The 20,307-nt window shown below is 59.9% G+C and carries 13 protein-coding genes and 8 pseudogenes; 11 read left to right on the top strand and 10 right to left on the bottom strand.

The features are described from left to right. Together EN857_RS35690 and istA are read right to left on the bottom strand one after the other, a co-directional pair. Positions 1 to 215 (bottom strand): annotated as a pseudogene (locus tag EN857_RS35690) (IS21-like element helper ATPase IstB); the annotation flags it as partial. Between the two features lies 1 nt (position 216). Continuing rightward, a pseudogene (gene istA, locus EN857_RS14580) lies at positions 217 to 1,713 on the bottom strand (IS21 family transposase); the annotation flags it as partial. Positions 1,714 to 1,828: 115 nt separating this feature from the next. Between istA and EN857_RS14575 the strand changes: the two are divergent. Further along, positions 1,829 to 2,593 carry a hypothetical protein gene (locus tag EN857_RS14575; protein WP_127239673.1) on the top strand — a complete coding sequence of 255 codons (765 nt, stop codon included), beginning with the start codon at positions 1,829 to 1,831 and terminating at the stop codon, positions 2,591 to 2,593. A gap of 341 nt (positions 2,594 to 2,934) precedes the next feature. Here the strand turns inward: EN857_RS14575 and EN857_RS14570 are convergent, their stop codons facing one another. Both EN857_RS14570 and EN857_RS14565 read right to left on the bottom strand, forming a co-directional pair. Continuing rightward, positions 2,935 to 4,251: a HipA domain-containing protein gene (locus tag EN857_RS14570; RefSeq protein WP_127239672.1), complete on the bottom strand. Its 1,317-nt coding sequence runs from the start codon at positions 4,249 to 4,251 to the stop codon at positions 2,935 to 2,937. Next, the gene (locus tag EN857_RS14565) at positions 4,241 to 4,579 is read right to left on the bottom strand and encodes a helix-turn-helix transcriptional regulator (protein ID WP_029354813.1); all 339 of its coding nucleotides are present in this window, start codon (positions 4,577 to 4,579) and stop codon (positions 4,241 to 4,243) included. Before EN857_RS14565 ends, EN857_RS14570 begins: the two co-directional genes overlap by 11 nt. 1,272 nt (positions 4,580 to 5,851) lie before the next feature. Between EN857_RS14565 and EN857_RS36180 the strand changes: the two genes are divergently transcribed. Continuing rightward, a complete protein-coding gene (locus EN857_RS36180; RefSeq protein WP_281007600.1) occupies positions 5,852 to 6,385 on the top strand; it encodes a hypothetical protein in 534 nt (177 codons plus the stop codon). Here EN857_RS36180 and EN857_RS35680 read toward each other — a convergent pair. The 3 genes from EN857_RS35680 to EN857_RS14550 all read right to left on the bottom strand — a co-directional run bounded on the left by EN857_RS35680 (position 6,316) and on the right by EN857_RS14550 (position 8,318). Continuing rightward, positions 6,316 to 6,846: a hypothetical protein gene (locus tag EN857_RS35680; RefSeq protein ID WP_245460617.1), complete on the bottom strand. Its 531-nt coding sequence runs from the start codon at positions 6,844 to 6,846 to the stop codon at positions 6,316 to 6,318. The genes EN857_RS36180 and EN857_RS35680 overlap by 70 nt on opposite strands. A 136-nt stretch (positions 6,847 to 6,982) precedes the next feature. After that, positions 6,983 to 7,234 carry a DsbA family protein gene (locus EN857_RS14555; RefSeq protein ID WP_236370651.1) on the bottom strand — a complete coding sequence of 84 codons (252 nt, stop codon included), beginning with the start codon at positions 7,232 to 7,234 and terminating at the stop codon, positions 6,983 to 6,985. Positions 7,235 to 7,313: 79 nt separating this feature from the next. Beyond that, positions 7,314 to 8,318, bottom strand: a complete 1,005-nt coding sequence (locus EN857_RS14550) for a magnesium transporter CorA family protein (protein ID WP_029354811.1) — start codon at positions 8,316 to 8,318, stop codon at positions 7,314 to 7,316. Positions 8,319 to 8,358: 40 nt separating this feature from the next. Here EN857_RS14550 and EN857_RS14545 point away from each other — a divergent pair. The 8 genes and pseudogenes from EN857_RS14545 to EN857_RS36175 form a co-directional block, all read left to right on the top strand. Then, positions 8,359 to 9,095: pseudogene (locus EN857_RS14545) on the top strand (KUP/HAK/KT family potassium transporter); the annotation flags it as partial. Between the two features lie 124 nt (positions 9,096 to 9,219). After that, positions 9,220 to 10,453, top strand: a pseudogene (locus EN857_RS14540) (IS256 family transposase). Between the two features lie 85 nt (positions 10,454 to 10,538). Further along, positions 10,539 to 10,846 (top strand): annotated as a pseudogene (locus EN857_RS35240) (insulinase family protein); the annotation flags it as partial. A gap of 82 nt (positions 10,847 to 10,928) precedes the next feature. After that, positions 10,929 to 11,723, top strand: coding sequence for a pitrilysin family protein (locus tag EN857_RS14530; RefSeq protein ID WP_329608241.1), 795 nt, complete (start codon positions 10,929 to 10,931; stop codon positions 11,721 to 11,723). Positions 11,724 to 11,991: 268 nt separating this feature from the next. Then, positions 11,992 to 13,830 (top strand): HipA domain-containing protein, encoded by a 1,839-nt coding sequence (locus tag EN857_RS14525; RefSeq protein WP_127241052.1) that lies wholly within the window; start codon positions 11,992 to 11,994, stop codon positions 13,828 to 13,830. A gap of 201 nt (positions 13,831 to 14,031) precedes the next feature. Continuing rightward, a pseudogene (locus EN857_RS36320) lies at positions 14,032 to 14,088 on the top strand (hypothetical protein); the annotation flags it as partial. Positions 14,089 to 14,107: 19 nt separating this feature from the next. Then, a complete protein-coding gene (locus EN857_RS14520) occupies positions 14,108 to 14,605 on the top strand; it encodes a helix-turn-helix domain-containing protein (protein WP_245316494.1) in 498 nt (165 codons plus the stop codon). 714 nt (positions 14,606 to 15,319) lie between these two features. Further along, positions 15,320 to 16,793, top strand: a pseudogene (locus EN857_RS36175) (NAD-dependent succinate-semialdehyde dehydrogenase). On the opposite strand, the pseudogene EN857_RS14510 reads toward EN857_RS36175, so the two are convergent. Continuing rightward, positions 16,790 to 17,111: pseudogene (locus tag EN857_RS14510) on the bottom strand (hypothetical protein); the annotation flags it as partial. The pseudogenes EN857_RS36175 and EN857_RS14510 overlap by 4 nt on opposite strands. 714 nt (positions 17,112 to 17,825) lie before the next feature. Here EN857_RS14510 and EN857_RS14500 point away from each other — a divergent pair. Further along, positions 17,826 to 19,019, top strand: coding sequence for a TlpA disulfide reductase family protein (locus tag EN857_RS14500; protein WP_245511315.1), 1,194 nt, complete (start codon positions 17,826 to 17,828; stop codon positions 19,017 to 19,019). 399 nt (positions 19,020 to 19,418) lie between these two features. On the opposite strand, the gene EN857_RS34730 is transcribed toward EN857_RS14500, so the two are convergent. Beyond that, complete coding sequence (locus EN857_RS34730; RefSeq protein WP_164746818.1) at positions 19,419 to 19,559, bottom strand: hypothetical protein; 141 nt, start codon at positions 19,557 to 19,559, stop codon at positions 19,419 to 19,421. Positions 19,560 to 19,763: 204 nt separating this feature from the next. Continuing rightward, positions 19,764 to 20,307, bottom strand: a 544-nt coding sequence (locus EN857_RS14490; protein WP_189522815.1) for a DsbA family protein, incomplete at its 5' end; no start/stop codon positions are given.

Below are 20,307 nucleotides of genomic sequence, written 5' to 3'. Positions count from 1 at the left end.
ATGTCCTTGGCCAGCGGCAACTTGGCGACGGCGAACTGGTATTTGATGGAGCGGGCCTGCTTCTCCGATATCTCGGCCTGCAAGAGATCACCGACAATCCTGGGCGGCTCGTGCCGTCGCTTGATGGCAACGCGCCCATGATCTCGTCATAGGCGCTGCGCAATCCCGTAGAGCTTCAGCGCTCCCATCAGTTCCAGTACCTCGGTGCGTTCCATGGCTGTTTGTCCTCCTGAGACTGTCATAGCGGGCGCAGTCGGCGACCGGCTCGTGAGCTAGCTTCAGCGCCTGGGGAATGGAAAGGATCGTGCCCGGCGCCGGATCGCGGCTGCGGGCCAGGATGTTGAGGATCACCGCCGCCGACGATGCGCCGTGCTCGATGGCTTCCTGACAGGCGCTCTCGACCGCGCTCAATCCGTCGGTCAGGACGCAGGTGAGGATCGACACCATCTGCCGGTCGCCGTCATCGGCCGCCCCTAGCTTGCGGCGCACCTTCTCCATGGCTGATGGCAGAACCCATTCCCGGAAAGGCGCGCCGTTGCGCAGGCCGTCCGGTTTGCGGGCCAGCACCGGCACGTAGTGCCAGGGATCGTAGACGACCTCGTTGCGGCCGAAAGAGCGTGCGTGCTCGCCGACGACCGCGCCATCCTGGCGGATGACGATGCGGTCGGCATAAGCATGGATCTCGACCGGCCGACCGTCGGCGCTCGACAGCACCGAGTATTTGTTGTTGTCGAAGCGCACCGTGCAGGTCTTCGACACCGACGCGGGAATGCAATGGTAGCCGTCGAAGCGACCGGCATAGGGAATGAAGCTGGCGCGTTCTTCTTTGAATACGTCCCAGATCGTGCGCTCACCCTGTTCGGGATGCCGACGCGCCTTGGCATTAGGCAACGCATTTGTCGGCCAGCCAGCCGTTGAGATCCTCCAACGTCTTGAAGCGCAGCCTCGGTGTGAAGAAGCGCTCGCGCACCAGCCCGACCTGGTTCTCGACTTGCCCCTTCTCCCAGCCGGCCGCCGGTGTGCAGGCCTCCGGCTCGACAAGGTAATACCCGCACATCTGCGCAAAGCGGCGGTTGTAGCGGCGATCCCTGCCGATGAAGATCGCGTCCACCGCCGTCTTCATGTTGTCGTAGATGCCGCGCGTGCAGGCGCCACGGAAGAAGGCGAACGCCCGGTCATGCGCGTCGAACACCATCTCCTGCGTCTCGCGCGGATAGGCCCTCACGAAGAACATGCGGCTGTGAGAGCCGCATGTGCGCGACCTTCACTGTCACCGTCACGCCGTCGAGCAGGACGATCTCGTGACTCCAGTCGAACTGGTAGGCCTCGCCAGGTGCAAAACTCAACGGAATGTAGGCCTCGGCCACGGCGCTGCCGCGATCCGCCGCCCAGCTCTGAGCATGCCGCCACCCCGAACTGTAGCTGCCGTCATAGCCGAGGCCGCGAAGCTCCTCGAAAATACGGATCAGCGTCAGCCGCTCCCGCTGCGGCTTGGCCGCATTCGCCGACAGCAGCCGGTCCAGCGTGTCACGCCAAGCTCCCATGCGGGAATAGGGCTGGTGCTTGCGCTCGTAGCGGAACTCCGTCTCCTCAGAACGCAGGACCTTGCGCACCACCTTGCGCGAGATCTTCAGCTCACGGCAGATCGCTTTGATCGACTTCCCCTGGACCAGCGACAGCCGACATCTTTGCAATCGTCTCCAAAACCAACATCCAAAACACAAATGCCTCCGATCAAACCGGAGGCATCTTGATGACCCCATCGTTAAGGGGCCCCGTTTGGACGAAAATCACCCCTTAAACAGGGTCCTCATTCCACGAAAAATCAATGCACTACCTTCCAAAGCTGAGAGAGATCGCCACCGACCGCTTTGAAGGGGCTTTCGGCGGTCTCGTCAGCGAGGTTGTGGACATGAAGAAACATCAATCCACCGCATTGGGCCGAAGCATGCCACGGGCTCATGCCGCGGAGAGCGGGAAGATATTCTTGAAAGAAGCGGTCTCCGACATCAATACCGACAGGATCGGCAGCTTTCTCACGTCACTTGAGGTCGAGCGTGGCAGTTGCGACCCGCAATGCAAGGCTGGCGGCGATGCATACCTTTGCGCGGTCCCTGATCTCGGAGCACCCCGAATATATGGATACGCTGCAACTGGTGGTGACACTTCCCTTCAAGAGGGCGCGCGGGTGGCACCTGTCGAATATCTCGAAGGGCCCGGAAATCAAGAGCGTCCTGGCGCGTATCGACCGCCGCACGCCTTCTGGACAGCGGGATTACGCGCTGTTCTCGCTGATGTTCAATACGGATGCACGAGTTCAGGAAATCCTGAAACTTCGAATTTTGACCTTCGTCTGGTATCGCCCTGTCCCGCCGAGCAAAGGGGCTTTCTCAACGACCGCGGCACACCGCTGACCCGGTTCGGTGTTCGATACTTGCTGCGCAAACATTTTGATATGGCTGCGGGGGAAGGAACCACCCTGGCGGAAAAAAGCATCCATCACCGCTCTTTGCGGCACACGACGGCCATCCACCTTGTCAAGGCGGGTGTTGACATCGCCACCATCAGTCAATGGCTAGCCACTCGGGGCTGAACGTAACGTGCGCTACGCCCGGGCCGGTATCGATATGAAGCGGCAAGCGCTCGAACAAGTCTTTCCCGACGTGATGTCATCGGCAAAAGATCAGACAATCATCGCTATGATGGCGGGATGTTACGCTGGCTGCAGCGCTTGTAGACGCTCAGTTATGTGGAGTTGTATCGTGGGAAGTCGCGCGTCTGTGGGCTCTTGCGGTGTCAGCTCCACATCTCTCCGCAGTGCACGTTGTCGCTGTCGAAGAGCCGTCTGTTCATGACTTCGTGCTGGCACGGCAAGGATTGTCCATATTGTGGGCGTCTTGCGCTTGCCGAGCTTGTCCGAAGTCCAGCGCCGGATCAGGCGTGAACACTGTTGCGTAGTTCGTCAGCCAGAGCGCGGAGAACGTCGGCGCTCCCTTCCAGCGCCGTAAAAGCGTAGGGATTGAGGAACTGTCGGCCCCAGAACAGATTGCGATCTGTGCCGGATAGCGTAGCTTCCTCGCTGACACGCGGCCAATTCTTCGCAATGCATCGGAGCTGGCCTTCAACAATCGCAAGAGCTTCCGGCGCGCTGAGCAGGAAGTGATGCGCGGCTTCAAGGCAGGACGCGATCCGGCTCATGCGGTTATTGCCGCTGATGAGCATGGCCTGGCTGGCCTCCTGGCCACTGCGGGCCTGCGGACAAATATCGTAAGCAGGCGTGAGGGTGAGCTTAGCCCCGTCCCAGAATGCCGCATGGTTGCGGGCATGATCGTCGGTGTTGCCGCAAAGTATGTTGAAGACAATGCGGCTGAACAACTCGCGCAGAGTTTCCGACGGCGCGGTGAATCGGTGGCGAATGATCTCCGCCAAATCCTGGTAGCTGGCGTAACGCGCCATCATCTCATCGAGCGCGAGCATCGTCAGCGCTGAGACCATGGATTTGCGTTGCCAGCCGCCCGTGACCTTGATCCGGTCGAATCGCTCGATGAGCAACACGTCCTTGCCTGCGGCGCGAACGAGCGAGACGGATGCCGCTCTGATGCCGCACAAGGCGGCAAGCCGCATGGCTATGAATTCTCCTTTGACGACGCTGTAAAGGTCGGCAGACGAGGAAAATTTCGCGACATGCTTGATGGCGTCGTCCTCGATCAGCGCCTTTGGCCTTGCGCCGCCGATCGAGCTGCCGTGATGCAGCGCCTGATCTAATTCGGGGGTGAGCGGAATACCTTTCTCTACCCGCTCCGCCGATTGGACAAGCTCTTCGAGAGTGGCATTGGCCAGTGCGCGCGGCTCGTAATTCGTGGGCGAAAACTGAAAATCGAGCGCGCCGATGCGGTCCGAGCCTGATTCCAGCAGGAACGTCAGTTCTGAAATATCGAGCCGCGCGATTTCATCGCCCTTCACACCGAATTTGCGGTTTAGGATAACCCGTCGTCCCCAGGCATCGGGGGCAGCATCGCGGATGCATCCCGGCATGGTTAGGCCAGGAAGCAAAGGCAATTCGCCTGCCTTCAGGGGCAGTTCCGGGAGATAAAGCGGGATCGCGCTGCCCAGTTCACGAAAGCTCCTGCCATAGTTGAAGCTGACGAGTCCGTCATGGGCATATAGCCGCCCGGCGACAACCGGCGCGGTCTCGCCCGGCAGCCAGACCCAGACATAGGCTTCGTCGTACTTGGGGACCTTAGAACTCATCGACGATCTGCTTGCCGGCCTTGTAGACGTGCTTCGGCAGCAGCGCGATGCGATCGTCCATGCGGCCTGTGAGGGCTGTGATGCCCTTGCCGTCCGCATCGAACAGCTTCACACCGACAATGGCAGCAGCTTCGAACATCAGTCCGATTTCAACTTTGGGATCGCCCTTCTCGATGCGCTGCAGGGTGCTGCGTGAAACACCGATTCTCTCGGCTAACTCCTGTGCGGTTAACCGGTGCTGCATCCGGCCCAGCCGGATGGTCTTACCGAAAAGGCCAAGCGCTTCCATTGCGTAGCGCGAATAGGTGCGTTTATGCGTTGCCGTCATTCGGGTCTCCGTGACCTATCCATGAGCCATATCACCTCGTTTCGACCTTTATATAGGTAATGTCGCAGAGCGACTGCCAAAGTCAAGCCTCCGTATCGTATGATCCAAATCCCCCTGATTCGACTTTATATGCAGCAAGAGTTCGCATCACGGCTACGTTCGGAAAGCGAGGTAGAATGCGACGGGAGACGCAAGCGTTACCCATCCGAACAAGGACGGCGAATATTGCCTACGGCTCCTGCACAACCGGCCAGCTCTGCGCGCCTCGGGCGAGGCGGAGATCTGGCGCTGGACCGCGGACAGCCTTGAGATGCCTCGCATGAGTCATTCGATGGGCGGTCCCTGGTGCCACTACGCCAAGCGCGATGAAGCGTTGCGGTCTTCGTCGCGCGCAACGGCGAAAGCGTGCAGGAGGATGGCTCGGGTCAGGGTGGACAAGCATCTGCGTAACAATTTGCTTTTCGAGGACGGGACGAGTCCAGGTTGGCCGCTGCTCAAGGCGCTGGCTCCGCAGCAGAGCCGAGTGAACTGGAGGGTCTGGTCCGGCGTCGAGGCACGGCGCAAGGCCTGCCGCGACGGGCGCGGATAGTGCTGCTGGCCAGCGAGAGGATGTAGAACAAGGAAATTGCCTTACGCCTTGGTGCAACGCCCAATACAGTGGGCACATTGCGTCGGCGCTTTGCCGAACAGCGGCTCGATAGCCTTTACGATGAACCGCGTCCCGGCGCGCCCGATGAGGAGATTGCCGAGACGATCCGGTTGACGCTGGGAGACGACGCCGCGGGACGCAACCCACTAGCCTGACTCTGCAATCTTGAGGAGCGCCAAGTTTATTCTGGCGTGCGGCGAGCTCAACGCCGAGCCGCTTGGCATCGATGCACGACACGACGTGATGCGGCGGTGTCGCACGGGTTCTCACGGTTTGTGGCTTCGGGATCGCGCGGAAGGCCACGCTTTTCTGGCGGCTCGCGCACCGGTGCCAGACGGCCGTCGGGACCTTAAAATCGACGGGATGACCGGCGGACAACACCTCCACCCCGGCCATACCAGGCCTGGCGGACCGCCCGGACAATCCTGAGATCCTGGCCGACGTCGGCGCCGCTTGGATAGCCGCGATTGAATGGATTGCGCGCAGAGGCATTGTGCGTCCTTAATGCACGCATGGTCTTACGTGCTCAGCGTCAGAAATGACTGCGCTTAAAACGTCAGCTTGAAGCCGGCCGACAGGGTCAAGGCATAGAAGTCCATGCCAGCGCTATCCTTGTGGGCTCCTTGTTCGCCGGTCGCGATGCTGTAGGCCGTTTTCTAGCCTTTGTTGCGAAAATATTTGTCGACATTGCCGGCCAGGAAGACGCTGGCGCGGTCGGTCATCTGATAATCGATCTTGGCGCCGGCCGAGATGAACGGCACCGTGAAGAAGTCGTCCTCAAATCGCAGGCCGCGCCCCTCCTCGCGCAGCCAGTGATGGTCAACAGCGCTTGCATCAACGGTGAAGCCGCTGCGGAGCAGACCCGAGAGCGTCAAGTTCCCGAGCGTCGTGGTCGCTTTCGCGCCAAGGAACAGGCCGAAATAGCGCTGTTCGTAATCGATGACCGGTTCGCCGTCCGGGAACTTGCCGCGATCCTCGCGAAAGCCGAAGCCGTCCCCACTCTATATGTACGAACCGCCATAGGCCTTCCACTTCATGTTGGTGTATTTGAAGCCGCCATGAAGGTTGATAACCGTGGCATCGTTGATCACGAAGTCTGGGCCTGCTGCCATGTCAAGGTTGATGTAGCGGTCAAGGCGGGTGTCGGGGTGGATTGACTGATCCGACCAATCCTGTCCGGCAATACGCCGTTGGCTGAGATGGTCCAGTTCTTCCAGACCTCGGCCTTTAGCCCGGTGGTCAGAACCGGCGCGCCGGTTTCCCAGATCAATTTGCTGATACGATTGCCCACTTCGACGTAGAAAAGCTCGTTGCCCTTTAGCCAGGTGTAGCCAACGCCACCAAGAAACACGACGCTCTTGTCGGGCGCTGAATAGGTGGTCGAATGCGCCGCCATGGCGATGGTCGACGATGTGCAGAACGTGCCGAAAGCAAGAATTGCAAATGCTGATGTGCAGCGATTCATGGGGCCTCCTCGGGACATCCGTTGGTGATCTTTCGTTGAACGACGGCGGCTCACAGCGCCCGTTTGCAGGCGTTGTTTGTCGCGGCGACCATTGCTGGGCATTGGTGCAAAGACGTTGAACTCCGATGCGATGTCCGGGACGGCTTTGGTCATTGCCCTTTGTCTGGTGCGCTGCATAGAACGGCTTGGTCCGCCCACTACCGCGTTGCCGGACCATATAAGAGATTTGGCCCGACGCGAGAGGCGGCACTCGTGGCCAGAGAACGGGATCGCACCGGCCGCCACGCTGTCAAAATGCCGAAGTTGGTGATCCGGCACGACGCTTAGCTTCTTCCCGCTCTTTGGCGATGAAGCGTTCCAGCGTGTGAATCTTGAGCACACCTGAAATCACTTCGTCGCCGAGAACCAACGCCGGCGTGACGTTGATGTACAGCTCCTTGGCGAGCGCGCAATTGCGCTCGAGGACGTTTTCGATGGCGCGGTCTTCCATGTCCCGCTTGAGCTGCTCAACCTCGAGGCCAACGTGTCGTGCGATAGTCAAGATGTCGAATTCGCTGAGCTGCGCGACCGCTCCGGGACGTGGGACTTTCAGTAAGCGCCCCGAACCAGCCTATTTCCTTTCACAGCCAACCGCGCCGCTTGAAAAAGAGATACGGAACCACGGCGGAGAGCACCATCAGACCCAGCGCAAAAGGATAGCCCAGAAGCCATTTTAGCTCGGGCATGGCATCGAAGTTCATGCCGTAGATCGAGGCAACCAGCGTCGGCGGCAAAAACACGACGGCAGCGACCGAGAAAATCTTGATGATCTGGTTCTGCTCCAGATTGATGAGACCCAGCGTCGCGTCCAGCAGGAAGTTGATCTTGTTGGACAGGAAGGTCGCATGGTCGCTGAGGAACGTGGCATCGCGCTGGACGAGCTTGATACGTTGCCGGATTTCCTTCTGCAACTTGCGACCGGACGACGCGACTGCCCAGCTGGTCGAGTCACTCGCGCTATGGTAGGCGACGAGCCGCGCGATGCTCACGAGACTCTCCTGAATTTTCGTCAGCAGCTCACCCTTCCGGCCGATTCGCTCGACAAGGGATTGAAGGTTGCGTGTTTTCTTCGAGGCGCTCGGAGACGTGTTGCGAAAAATTTCGCGTGAGAGTGCATCAATCTCGTCGCCGATGCGCTCAAGCGTGTCGGCCGCGCGGTCGATGATCGCTTCGATCAGACCCAGCATCACCAATTCGCCGGACGTGCAGGGAGGGCCGCTAGTACGCTGTGCTTTCGCCGCATAGATCAAGAACGGCTTCGGTTCGGCGTGGCGGACAGTGACGAGCGTCTGGCCCTTGATAACGAAGGTAACCGGCGCTTTGACAGGGTCCTCGCCCTCGATATTCGCGACCGCGGTGATCGTCATGAACTCGGCGCCGTCTTCATGATAAAGACGGTCCGACAACTCGATTTCCGCCATCTCGTCGCGCGTCGGGATATCAATGGCCAGATGCGCCTTAACAAGCTTCACTTCCTCAACAGTCGGGTTGAGGAGGTCGAGCCAGAGAGCACCGAGAGCTTCGGCCTCCGGCAAGCCGTCAATTGCTGTCAGATGGCCGTTCTGGCCCGTGTAGATGCGCAGCATTTATGGCCCCTTCGGCAAGGCAGTATGCCGCCCGCGGAGCCTTTCCGTAACCGGGGCTGAAGCGCTCTACACTGATCTCGGTCATTTTGGCCGCCGGCCGATTGTGCTGGCTTGGCTGGCGATCGCATTTCCGTGCCTGCTGCTTAACTATTTCGGGCAGGGCGCGTTCGTTCTTTCCCGAGGCGGGACGATCTGACATCCATTCTTCGAGATGACCACGGCTGGACGTTGGTGCCGATGGTGGTGATGGCTACGGCGGCAACTGTGATCGCCAGCCGGGTCGTGATTCCGGCGCTTATTCACTTGTGCGACAGGCCGTCCAGCTCAACATGCTTCCGCGCTTCGAAATCCGGCATACATCCGAAATGCAATTCGGGCAGATATACCTGCCGCGCGTCAACCTGCTGCTCGCATGGTCGGTCATGTTGCCGTCATCGGCTTTGGTGAGTCCAGCGCCCTCCCGTCAGCCTATGGCATATCGGTCACGGGCGAAATGGTTGTGACGACAATCCTGCTCCACATCGTGATGAGGCGTATCTGGAGGTGGACGCTCCTCCCGGCGCTCGGCCTTGCGCTCGTCTTCGGGGTGGTCGATGTCGGCTTCTTCTCGGCGAATATCATGAAAGTGCTCGACGGCGGCTGGGTCTCAATCCTTGTCGCCGGCGTGTGGTCGCGATGACTTGGGTTCGCAGAACCCGCCTCCTCTTCGAGAAGTCCCGCAAGAGCGAAGTCCCGCTCGATTTGATTGCCGAGCAGATGACTGCCAAGGTGCCGTCGCGGGAGTGGTTGGAATTGTGAGTTGGCGTAGTCTCCGGGGTGTCAACCTCGAATCATCCGGCCTTGCGGTGCCGGACAGGATACTACGCCATGACAAGGACTACCATGAAAGCCGAAGCCGTTCATCCCGGGGGATGAGGCGACGAGCTATCTTTTCGACAACTGGTTTGATCCGATCGAAGCTGGCCTGCGCGAGCGGGTGCGCGGCTTCATCGAGACGATGCTCGAGACCGAGTTGGAAGCGGTGCTTGCCCGTCCCCGTTATGGCCGGCAGCCGGCGGCGCGCCAGTGATGAGACCACCGGTGTCGCCGGCCACCGCCACGGCAGCCGGACGCGCACGCTGACGGGGACCTTCGGCACCACTGAGATCACGGTTCCGCGGGCGCGCCTTGATGTCGACGAGGACAAGACGGTGGAATGGAGGAGCAAGGCTCTGCGCGCCTATCAGCGGCGCACGAAGGCCGCCGACGCACTGATCGCGTCGAGCTACCTGGCGGGCACGAACACGCGACGCGTCCGTCGTGCGCTTGCCGCCTTGTTCGGCGGCGCGATCGGCAAGGACGTCGTCAGCCGCACCTGGCGCAAGGTGAAGACGGACTGGGACGCCTGGAATGGTCGCTCGCTGGCCGACGAGCCCGATCGTGCGCCTGATCCTCGACGGGACGGTGGTTCGTGTCAGGCTCGACCGCAAGGCGACCTCGATCTCGCTGCTCGTTGTCATCGGCGTGCGCGCGGACGGCCAGAAGATCCTGCTCGCGGTCAAGAACATGGGCGGCGAGACGACCGAGGCCTGGCGGGCGATCCTCGACGATCTCGTCGCACGCGGCCTCCGCCGCCCTGAGTTCCTCATCGTCGACGGCGCACCCGGCTTGGACGGGGCGATCGCCGGGCTGTGGACGGGGTGCCGGTTCAAAGATGCACGGTTCACAAGCACCGCAACCTGCTCGCCCACGCTCCCGAGCGCCTGCACGAGGAGATCAGCGCCGATTACACCGACATGATCTACGCGGCCACGCCGGAGGAGATCGAGAGCCGCCGCAAGGCGTTCCTGCGCAAATGGCGGCTCAAGTGCCGGGCGGTGGCCGACAGCCTGGAGGAGGCCGGTGAGCGCCTCTTCGCCTTCACGCGCCTGCCGCCGAGCCAGTGGAAAAGCACCAGAACTACAAACGCGATTGAGCGTCTGCATGAAGAGTTCAAGCGGCGCATCAAGACCCAGACCGTGCTGCCTTCGGCCGAAACCGCGGCAATGTTGTTCTGGGCGTTGATTGCGTCCGGCCAAATCTCGATGCGAAAAATCGACGGATGGCACACGCTCCCCGCCAAGCCACTCGATCAGCAGATTGACCTCGCCGCATGAACCGATAACCTCAATTTACCGGAGGCTGCTCCGCCAAATTCCAACACGATCCGCTACGGCACCGACGCCAGAGCCTTCTATGACAAAATATTACACGCCCAGCAACGCCGTCCTGGTGGTGGCCGGCGATGTCGAGCCGGAAACGGTCAAGGCGCTGGCCGATAAGACGTAGGGAACCGTGCCGACGGCTCCTGGTCTAACCCGCATCCGCCCAGTCGAGCCGGAGCAAAACGCCAAGCGCACGGTGCCGCTGACCGACCTGCGCATTTCGGTGCCGCGCTTTTCCACGCAATGGATGCTGCCGTCCTATCATACGGCCGCACCCGGCGAGGCCGAGGCGCTCGACTGCTGGCCGACATCCTCGGCGGCGGGACCCGCAGCCGGCTATACCAGCAGTTTTCGACCGCATACGCGCCCAGCTTCTCTCCGAAATCATTGCCGATGAGCGCGAACCTCACGCGATCCCCGAGCTGGCCTGGCGGCGCGGACTCTACGGCACGCATCCGTATTCGAGACCGCCCAAGGGAGCCTGACCAGCGTAACGCCCGCCGATCTAAGCGCCTTCCACAAAGCCGCTTTCGCCCGCGACGGGCTGCATGTGGCGGTCGTAGGCGACATAGATGCCAAAGCCCTGAGAGCAAGGCTCGACCAGCTGTTCGGCGATTTGCCTCAGAAACAGGCGCTCGCCCCCGTACCTGATGTCACCCCGAAGCGGCGAGCGGACGCAGGTCGCAACGCCCTCCCCCAGACTTCGCTCCAGCTGGCTTTTCCCGCCATGGGACGCAACGACCCGGAATTCTACGCGGGACAGCTGATGAACGATATAGTCGGAGGCTCACGATTTACCTCACGTCTGTTCCAGGAAGTGCGCGAAAAGCGCGGCCTTGCCTACGGTGTCTCGTCCAGCTTGGAAGACTACCAGCCCAACATGCTTGTCGTGACGACGTCGACGCGCGCCGACAGGGCGGCCGAGACGCTCGACCTGATAAGACAACTAATCAAGGAGCTGGTGGACACAGGCCCAACAGCGGCCGAACTCGAAGCGAGCAAGAAGTATCTGATCGGCGCCTATGCTATCGACAATCTGGGTTCCTCCAGGCCGATTTCCGCCACGCTTGTCGGGTTGCAGCTCGACAAACTCGGCATAGACTACATCCAGCGCCGCCCGGCCCTCATCGAGCAGGTGATCCTCGAGCAGGCAGGGCGGCGGCGAAGAAGCTGCTTTCGGCCGAGCCCGCGATTATGGGCGTTGGCCCGTGACAGCGAATAATCCCACGCTCTACAATAGCTGAAGGACTCGCCGACCTACGTGTGGCTGATCCGACTATGGTGTGGCAGAATGAACGCCTTGAGTTCTGCCTGCTCGCCTTCGCAGACCAGGTTCTCTCCCGTGGTTCGATTCCCGACCCGAAGAACGCCGTCGTTCCGAGAAAGTATTCTAACTTTTGCGTATGCCAAATACGGGAAAGTTAGAAACTCTTGAATATGAAGCCGATTATGCTAGCTTTCCCGTATATCAGATACGGGAAAGTTAGAAAATGGCCCTTCACCTCGTTGGGGAAAACATCGATAAAACCCGCAGCCACTATCAGGCTGAAACGGGCAAGCTCGTCCAGCTAATGCGCGGCATCTATGTCGATGCCGGGGAGGATATCGAGGCCACGATACTCAAGCACGCCGTCCGCATCGCCAAATACCTGTATCCCAACGCTTACCTCTCGGCGGCGAGCGCTGTGCTTCTCGGCCCGACCCGGGATGGCCGCCTGTTCCTGAGCGGGCGACGAATACAGCGCAGGCGCTTGCGCTTGCTGGAAATCATTCAGAACGCAGCTCCCGACCACCCATCAGTCGCTCAAGCGATTGTCGATGATGGAATGGGAGAAATCCGGATCGACGTCTCCTCGATGCGCCAGCGCTTCCTCGAAGCTTTCCGCCTGCGCAGCGAACACGCGGCATCCATCGACGAGACGATGCGCGAGGCAATCGCGAACCGCCTCATAGAACAATACGGCAGCGCCCAGGGCGCTGCCGACGCGACATGGGCGCTTGCCCGCGCGAACCAGTGGTATCGCGAGGGCGAGCACGCCGAGCGCTTTTTCCTCCGCCCTCCACTGACCACAGAACCGGCACGCAACGGAGCCGCGCTCGATCTGATCGTGGCGTGGCACGGCGCTCCGCTCGGAAATCTCACACATGATGGTTTTGAGTGGCGCTGGAATGCAGACGATCAGGGCCCGCCACTTGTTCGCCAGACCACGCCGGGCAAGCTCCCTCCTTTCATTCTGTCGCTGCTGCCTGAAGGCTGGCTTGAGTCAGTGTTGAACGACCGCGACGAGCGCGCGACGCTACGCTCGGGCAAACGCTACATGTCCAACATCACCATCGTCGAGCGTGCGAGCGATCTCTCCGCCCTGCCGCCCGACATCCTGTTAACCCGGCTCAATGGCTTCACTAGAAACACTGTCTTCACTGGCCAGTATGCAGGGCCGGGTCGCGGCGACCTGGAGCAGAGTTTCGAACGCAATCTCGCACAGATATTCGAGCGTACTGATACGCCTCGCCTTTCGGGTGTTCAGATCAAAGCGCCTATGTTCCTCAGTGCGGATGGCACCCTCTCTCCCAGTATCGGCCGGCCTTTTACCCACATTCTCAAACCTGCGGGTACGGGCGGATTTGAGGCCCTGCCAGTTATCGAATGGCAGTCGCTCGCTTTGGGCAGCGCGGCCGGTTTCAAGACGCCCGCGACAGCGCTCGTCCCGATGCCTGACGGGATGCCTCCGGCGCTACTCGTGGAGCGGTTCGATATCAGAACGAGCCTCGAGGACAAACACCTGCTCGCGCTTGAGGACTTCTGCTCGGTACTTGGCGTGCCCACCGAAGCAAAATACGACGGCACGATGGAGCGCATCGCGCGGGCACTAAGGCCGCTATCGACCTCTCCCGAAGAAGACGTCCTGCTTGTCCTGAAGCGATCCTTATTCGCCTGGCTGATCGCCGATGGCGACATGCACCTGAAGAACATGGCACTGCTGGAAATCGCAGAGCCCGGCAGCACGCAATTCAGCTCAGTTCGCATGGCTCCGCTCTACGACGCGGTCACGACTCGCGTGTTTCCACGCCTCGAAAAAGACCGGATGGCCCTCAAGCTGAACGGCAAGGACGATCGTCTGCGGCGCGCCGACTTCAAGGCTTTCGCGAGCACGGCTGGCCTCAAGGCAGCCGATGCGGATACCAGCATCGACGATCTTGTTGCAGCCCTCTCACGCGCGCTCAACCACCTCGAATTGCCGCCGCCTCTATCAGACGGCTCTCAAGGCGCGAAGATGGCGGAGCAAATGCGCGCGATTGTCCACGAACGCATCGAAGGGTTTGCATAGATGATCGATCTAACTGATACGCCGGTTTCCATGGACCGCACTTCCCAGCCGTGATGGGCGAGACCGCCCTGACAAAGCTTGGCAAGGGCTCGAAAGTTCAGGCTAATGATAGATGCTCAGTGGAGGGCCTATTTTCTAGCGCCGGCGACGTAACCGCTCGATCGTCTGCACAATCCCTTCGGGCGTCGGCTGGCGCAGTCGATGCGGTCGAGATCTCTGCTCGTCGTGGCAATGTTCACGGTGGTCTTTTTGGAGATCCATCCATTCCAGGACGGCAATGGAAGGCTATCGCGTTCTGACGACGCTTCTGCTGATGCGCAGTGGCTATGCTTATGTGCCTTACTCTTCGCTCGAAAGCGTGATCGAGAACAGCAAGGAGGGCTACTATCTGGCGCTTCGGCAAACTCAAAAAACGATCCGCAGTCCGAGGCCTAATTGGCAGCCCTGGGCTGTTTATTTCCTGCGCGCTCTTCAGCAGCAAAAGCAGCGGCTTGAGAAGAAAATCGAGCGCGAGCGTCTCGTGCTCGGTACGCTTCCGGAACTCTCCCTTCAAATAGTTGAAGCCATCAAGGAGCGCGGGCGAATGACCATTGGCGAGATCGTCAACCTGACCGGTGCAAACCGGAACACCGTCAAAAAACATGTGGCAACCCTGGTCGAAATAAACCATCTAGCCCCAACATGGAACCGGCAAGGGAACGTGGTTTGGCAGACGTTAACACAGACTACTTTATGTGATTCAACCCACGAAACGCACCACGTCCATTTACTTTGAACACAATATGATAAGGAACACTCTTTCCGAGCTTAAGCCCCCGGGCAAAAAGTTTTCGAGGGGTGGTTGCCGCCGCCCTCAGTGCAATTAACCGGTATTGAGTTCCAGCTTGCCAGCAGCGGTTATCAGCGTGGCGTCGATGGCAAGTCCTCCTTTGAAGGCGGTCGCATTCGAGGGGAATGCTCTACAGGGACGACCCGCCGTAAACGACGCTCTTTCGAAAATCCCCGACCTCTTCCACCACAACGACCCCCCTTCTCGTTTTTTGGGGCGCGACCTGCACGGTCCCGAGCCCAGCTGGCAGATGATCTGCGTGCCTACGGTCGCAAAGAAGGCATCACCGTGCTGATTCTCGACTGTGGTCCCTTTTGATTTTCCACGCCCGTTTGTGGCGCTCGCGATGGGGGGCGGCAAGATCGAGGACTTTTGAAAGCAATTTCAATCCGATGATGCTCAAAAAAGGCATTTGGCTGCACTGCTGCTATTCGGACCGATGGCCGGTACGCGCGGTCGGGAAGCCGATGTCCATTGTTCAGTTTGCACCTGATGAGAACCGCAAGCCATCGACCAGAAGCGTTCAAGAATTCTCCCTTTCAAGTTGAGTGGATGGTCTACCAGCCGTATGGCCGAGGCCCTATAAGGACCCGCAGGTGCGGAGTACACGCCGAGGCTCTGCCGATTATACATATCAGCTGCCTTTGAGAGGAACCCGGTTTGCCCCTGTGCCTGCCGATGATCCGCCACTGAAATCCCCGGACCTGTTTGGCGCCGTCCATCGCCTGCCGGCACTTGGCACGTCAGTTCGCGAGCGGTCATTTGTGGTCCTCAACCCGTCGAGCGGCGAAGTGCTGGCAGGACGTCCGATATGGGCGTGGAGGAGACACGCGCTGCGGTAGACAAGGCCTATGTCGCGCAGCCTGGATGGGCGGCGCTGACCGCCGGGAGCGCAGCGACATTCTTTGGCGATGGCATCAGCTGATCATCGACCATGCAGGCGATCTCGCCGCGATTCTGACTGCGGAAATGGGCAAGCCGTTTGCCGAAGCCAAGTCGGAGGTTTCGCATGCGGCCGCGTATCTGCAATGGTACGCCGAAGAAGCCAATCGCATCTATGGCGAGACGATCTCCGCACCGTCTACAGACCGTCGGATGATGGTGATCAAAGCAGCAGATCGGTGTCGTCGGCACGACTACGCCATGGAATTTCCCAGCGTCGATGGTGGCGCGCAAGATCTCGCCGGCCCTGGCGGCGGGCTGCGCGATCGTGCTCAAACCTGCTGAACAGACGCCGCTCGTGGCAGGTGCAATATTTGCCCTCGCGCAGCAAGCCGGCTTTCCTGACGGCGTTGTCAACCTGGTCTATGCGTCCGAAGGTGATCGCGTGGGGCCGCGAACTCTGCTCCAATGCCAAGGTCCGAAAGATCAGCTATACAGGCTCCACTGAGGTTGGCCGACTGCTCATGCGCCAGTGCTCGGACCAGATCAAGAAGGTCAGCCTCGAGCTCGGCGGCAATGCGCCCTTCATCGTCTTCGACGACGCGGATATTGACGCTGCCGTTGACGGCGCGATCCAGGCGAAGTTCCGCAATGCCGGCCAGACTTGCGTTTCATCGAACCGGCTTTACGTCCAATCGAGCGTTCACGATGAGTTCGTCGAGAAGTTCGTGGAGAAAGTCCGGCACTTATCGGTTGGCGACGGCTTCGCTCCGGGAGTGGACGTCTGACCACTCATCGACATGCATGCTTTGGCCGAGATCGAGTCCCACATCGCAGATGCCGTTGCCAAGGGTGGGATAATCGATGCGGGGCCAAACGTATCGGCAAGGATGGCACCTTTTTCAAACCCACAGCCTTCACCGAGATCTCCAGCATCATGGCGGTTGCGCAAGAGGAGACTTTCGGGCCGTTGGCGCCGATCATCCGCTTCCACGATGCGGATCAGGTTGTCTGTGAGGAAAACGACACGATTTACGGGCTCGCCGCCTATTTCCATGCCTCGAACCTGAGGCGTGTCTGGCGCGTGGCCGAGGCATTGGAATATGGCATGATTGGCATCAATACGGGGCGTATGTCTTCGGATGCGGCGCCCTTTGGCGGCATGAAGCAGTCCGGCATCGGGCGGGAGGGTTCCCGCCACGGGCTCGAAGACTACCTCGAAATGAAGTACCTCTGCATGGGTGGAATCTAAATGACGTCGCCCCGAGTTTCTCCAGTTTTGGGTTCGTTTCCGGCGTGGGTTGTGCGCTGCTGGGCGGGTGAAGCGACGGGGGCTGGCGCGGAGCCTTTCGCATAGCGCAGCGCGAGCGACCGTCGCGGATTGAAGGTGGTGGCGAACTTGGCCGGTGTCTGCCAGGCGATTTGGGAGTGCGGCCGCGCGGTGTTGCAGTCGGCGCGCCACAGGCGATAGCGATGCTTGCCGTGCGCATGGAATGCCATTCGACCGGTTCTGATCCGCGCAGGAGAGGATGGCGTTCGAGATGAACTGGCTGGCATTATCACTGACCAGTGATGAGCCGGTCAATTCCCGGGCAACCAAGTGCCCTCGACCGTGCTGAATAGTGCGCCTTTGCCATACCGGCGGATTAGCGCGGCCGACCTTACTTCGGCATGATGCGAGCAATTTCTGCACCAGGCGCGCAACGTATGCCACTCCCTCAGATCGCCCAGCGATACGTCTGGGCCTGCATGTTTGCTGCCTTCTGCGATGGCTTGCCGACACTTTCGGCTCGCCGGGTGTGATGATCTTCTTCTGCGTCTTTCCCTCTCGGCGATATTGCCGTTCGGCCGTCCCGACCAAGGCCAAACCTCGGGCCGTTTTCCCGTTCCCGGGTCGAGCTTGAACGTCTCGTCGATGATGTTCTGGCGTGCTGCGAGCTCAACGCCGAGGCGCTTGGCATCGATGCATGGCACGACATATTGCGGCGGTGTCGCACGTGTTCGACGGTTTGGGCTTCAGGATCGTGCGGATGGGCCACGCTTTTCTGGCGGCGCGAAACACGGGCAATGCGCGTTCAAAACCTGACAAAGGCAGAAACTTGTCAGGTTCAATCCAACCGCCATCCGGGCACTGCGGAGGTTTTTCAAAGCATATTCATGCACTTGCGCGCTGAGCCCGCTGGCATGGACCTTGCAACGCTTGCAGCAGGACGGTATGCAATGGAGCAGACGAGGATGTTCTCTCCCCTGAACCGTGTGCCGTCTCTGAGAGGGAAATAAGCTCGTGCAGAAAATCTCACAACCTTTGACAACGGCTTTGGAGAACAACGTGGTGTTGCAGATCGAGTCCCCGGCTCCTTCGATTCAAGCGGAAACCTGGCTGCGTGGCGAGCCCCTCACCAGCTTCGAGCCCGGCAAAGTGTACATCGTCGAATTTTGGGCAACTTGGTGCGGTTCGTGTGTGGACGGGATGCCCCATCTGATGCAGCTGCAGGAGAAATACAGGGAAAGCGGCGTTGAGATCGTAGGAGTCGCGGCTAGTGAACGCGCTCCAACGGCCGATGAGGCCCGAAGCACGTTGGACGCTTGGTTGACGGAAAAGTTCCCGAATCTGAACTATCGGATCGCATTCGACTCCACAGGCGAAATGGACAAGCTTTGGATGGAGCCCAGCTTTTCTTTCTGGATTCCCACCAGTTTCGTGGTCGACCGAGACGGCTGCATCGCCTTTATTGGTGAACCGACGGAACTCGATGAGGTCTTGCCGAAGGTGCTTAGCGGCAGCTGGCGCACCAGCGATCAGGCAAAATCCGCCGATGCGGAGCGGATCGCGGAAGGCGAACCCATAGCGCGCGAACAAGCGCTGAAGAAGCCGATCAAGGACAGATATCGGGCGGCGGTGGAGAAAAAGGATTGGAAGACGGCGCTCTCGGCGATCGAAGAAGGCATCGCCTTGATGCCGGACAACCTCGGTTTCCGCCGTTCTCATGTGAATCTGTTGCTTCACAAAATGAAGGACATGCAGGTCGGCTTGCCCGTCATGCGCCAATTCGTTCGCGACGCGATCAACAGAAACTCCGAGAATTGGATGGTTGCGGCGTTAGACGAGCTCTTCTTTCCGAATCTTGACCATTCGCACTTTCCGTCTGCTGAGCGCTTGGCGATGGGAAAACAGCTGTCCGAACACATCCTGGCACTGAATCCCCCGGAAAGCGACAAACGTAAGCTCCTGCCTTATCGTTTGGCAGCCCTGTACTATCACGAGAGCGGCAACAAAGATCGGGCGATCGAGTTGATCGAGATGGCATTGAAATCGCAGGGCGGTCCGGAGCGTATCCGGGACCAAGATGAACAGGACGAAATATCGCATTTGCTGCAGTTCCTGGCCTACTTCAAGGGTGAGAAGGTTTGTTACGGCGCTCTGTGTGCGGCTCCAAACAATGGCCGATTCGACAGCTGGTATACCGTTTGCGGCTGACCGCCAGCTTATGTGAGGGACAGAATTGGCCGGGCGGACAGCTCTTGATGCGAACGGCGCAAACCCCCGCCCGGCTTGCGAAATCACCTGGGCCGCTCTTTTGGACCTAAGTCCGAAGGACTGCGGCCTTCTACGATGCCCGCCTTTGTTTAGGCGGGCTATGAGCTGAGCTACGGGTTTTGCCCGCTTCTAACCGTTCGCCAGCCTAGCGCAGGTGCCTCTCAACACCTCCACCACACCAAGGTTTCATGCGGGTAGCGAATTCGATCTTGGCGGCATGGCCATTAAGCACATGGGATGGCCTCGCTGGCGGCATGCCTGTGATCTGGTGCTGCAGCCCACGCTTGCCTCCGCCAGCGGTTCGATGAGGCAGCCTGTCGCACAATTGATATCAGGACTTCAATGCCGGAACACCGGCGCCACCCTCAATTCAATAAATGAGGTGTCGCGCACCACGGTTGGCTGCTTGATCCAGGCAATTCCGGCCGCCGTCATCCTCAATGAGGTGACCTCGACCAGAGCCTCGGCCTTGAATGGCATGATCGAGGTGCATGGGTGCGGCCACCGTCATTTTCGTCAATCCGAACGGGATTTCTTGCAACCGCTTTGCGGCTTTATCCAACACGCCAAGGGCCGCGCTGTCGACAGGTGGCGCGAGCTTGGCGCCGAGGCGTCCACGTCAACAGATTCTTCTGACAATCGGGACTTGTACGATCACCCCAGGGGGGCGAGAGCCCATGACGATCATCGTCGCGCCGGCCGCGATCTGAAGCAGGCGTCGGCGCGCCTCCCGCCTATCTTCTGGCGAGGCTTCGGTGAAAGACGCCGATGGCGGAACGGAAACACCAGGACCGGCTGAATAGATCCCGAGCTGTGCGATCGCGTTCGGCCAAGTTGAGGAAAGCGAGCTGAATGCAGGACTTTGCACGCTAGCACCGCGTTGCCGGGCCATATAAGAGATTTGGCCCGGCGCGAGAAGCGGCACTCGTGGCCAAAGAACGGGATCGCACCGGCCGCCACGCTGTCAAAATGCCGAAGTTGTGATCCGGCACGACGCTTAGCTTCTTCCCGCTCTGTGGCGATGAAGCGTTCCAGCGTGTGAATCTTGAGCACACCTGAAATCACTTCGTCGCCGAGAACCAACGCCGGCGTGACGTTGATGTACAGCTCCTTGGCGAGCGCGCAATTGCGCTCGAGGACGTTTTCGATGGCGCGGTCTTCCATGTCCCGCTTGAGCTGCTCAACCTCGAGGCCAACGTGTCGTGCGATAGTCAAGATGTCGAATTGG

Source organism: Mesorhizobium sp. M4B.F.Ca.ET.214.01.1.1 (assembly GCF_004791545.1).
Classification (GTDB): domain Bacteria; phylum Pseudomonadota; class Alphaproteobacteria; order Rhizobiales; family Rhizobiaceae; genus Mesorhizobium; species Mesorhizobium abyssinicae.
The sequence above is the reverse complement of the archived record's forward strand: the minus strand, read 5'-3'. Positions and strand labels throughout refer to the sequence as shown.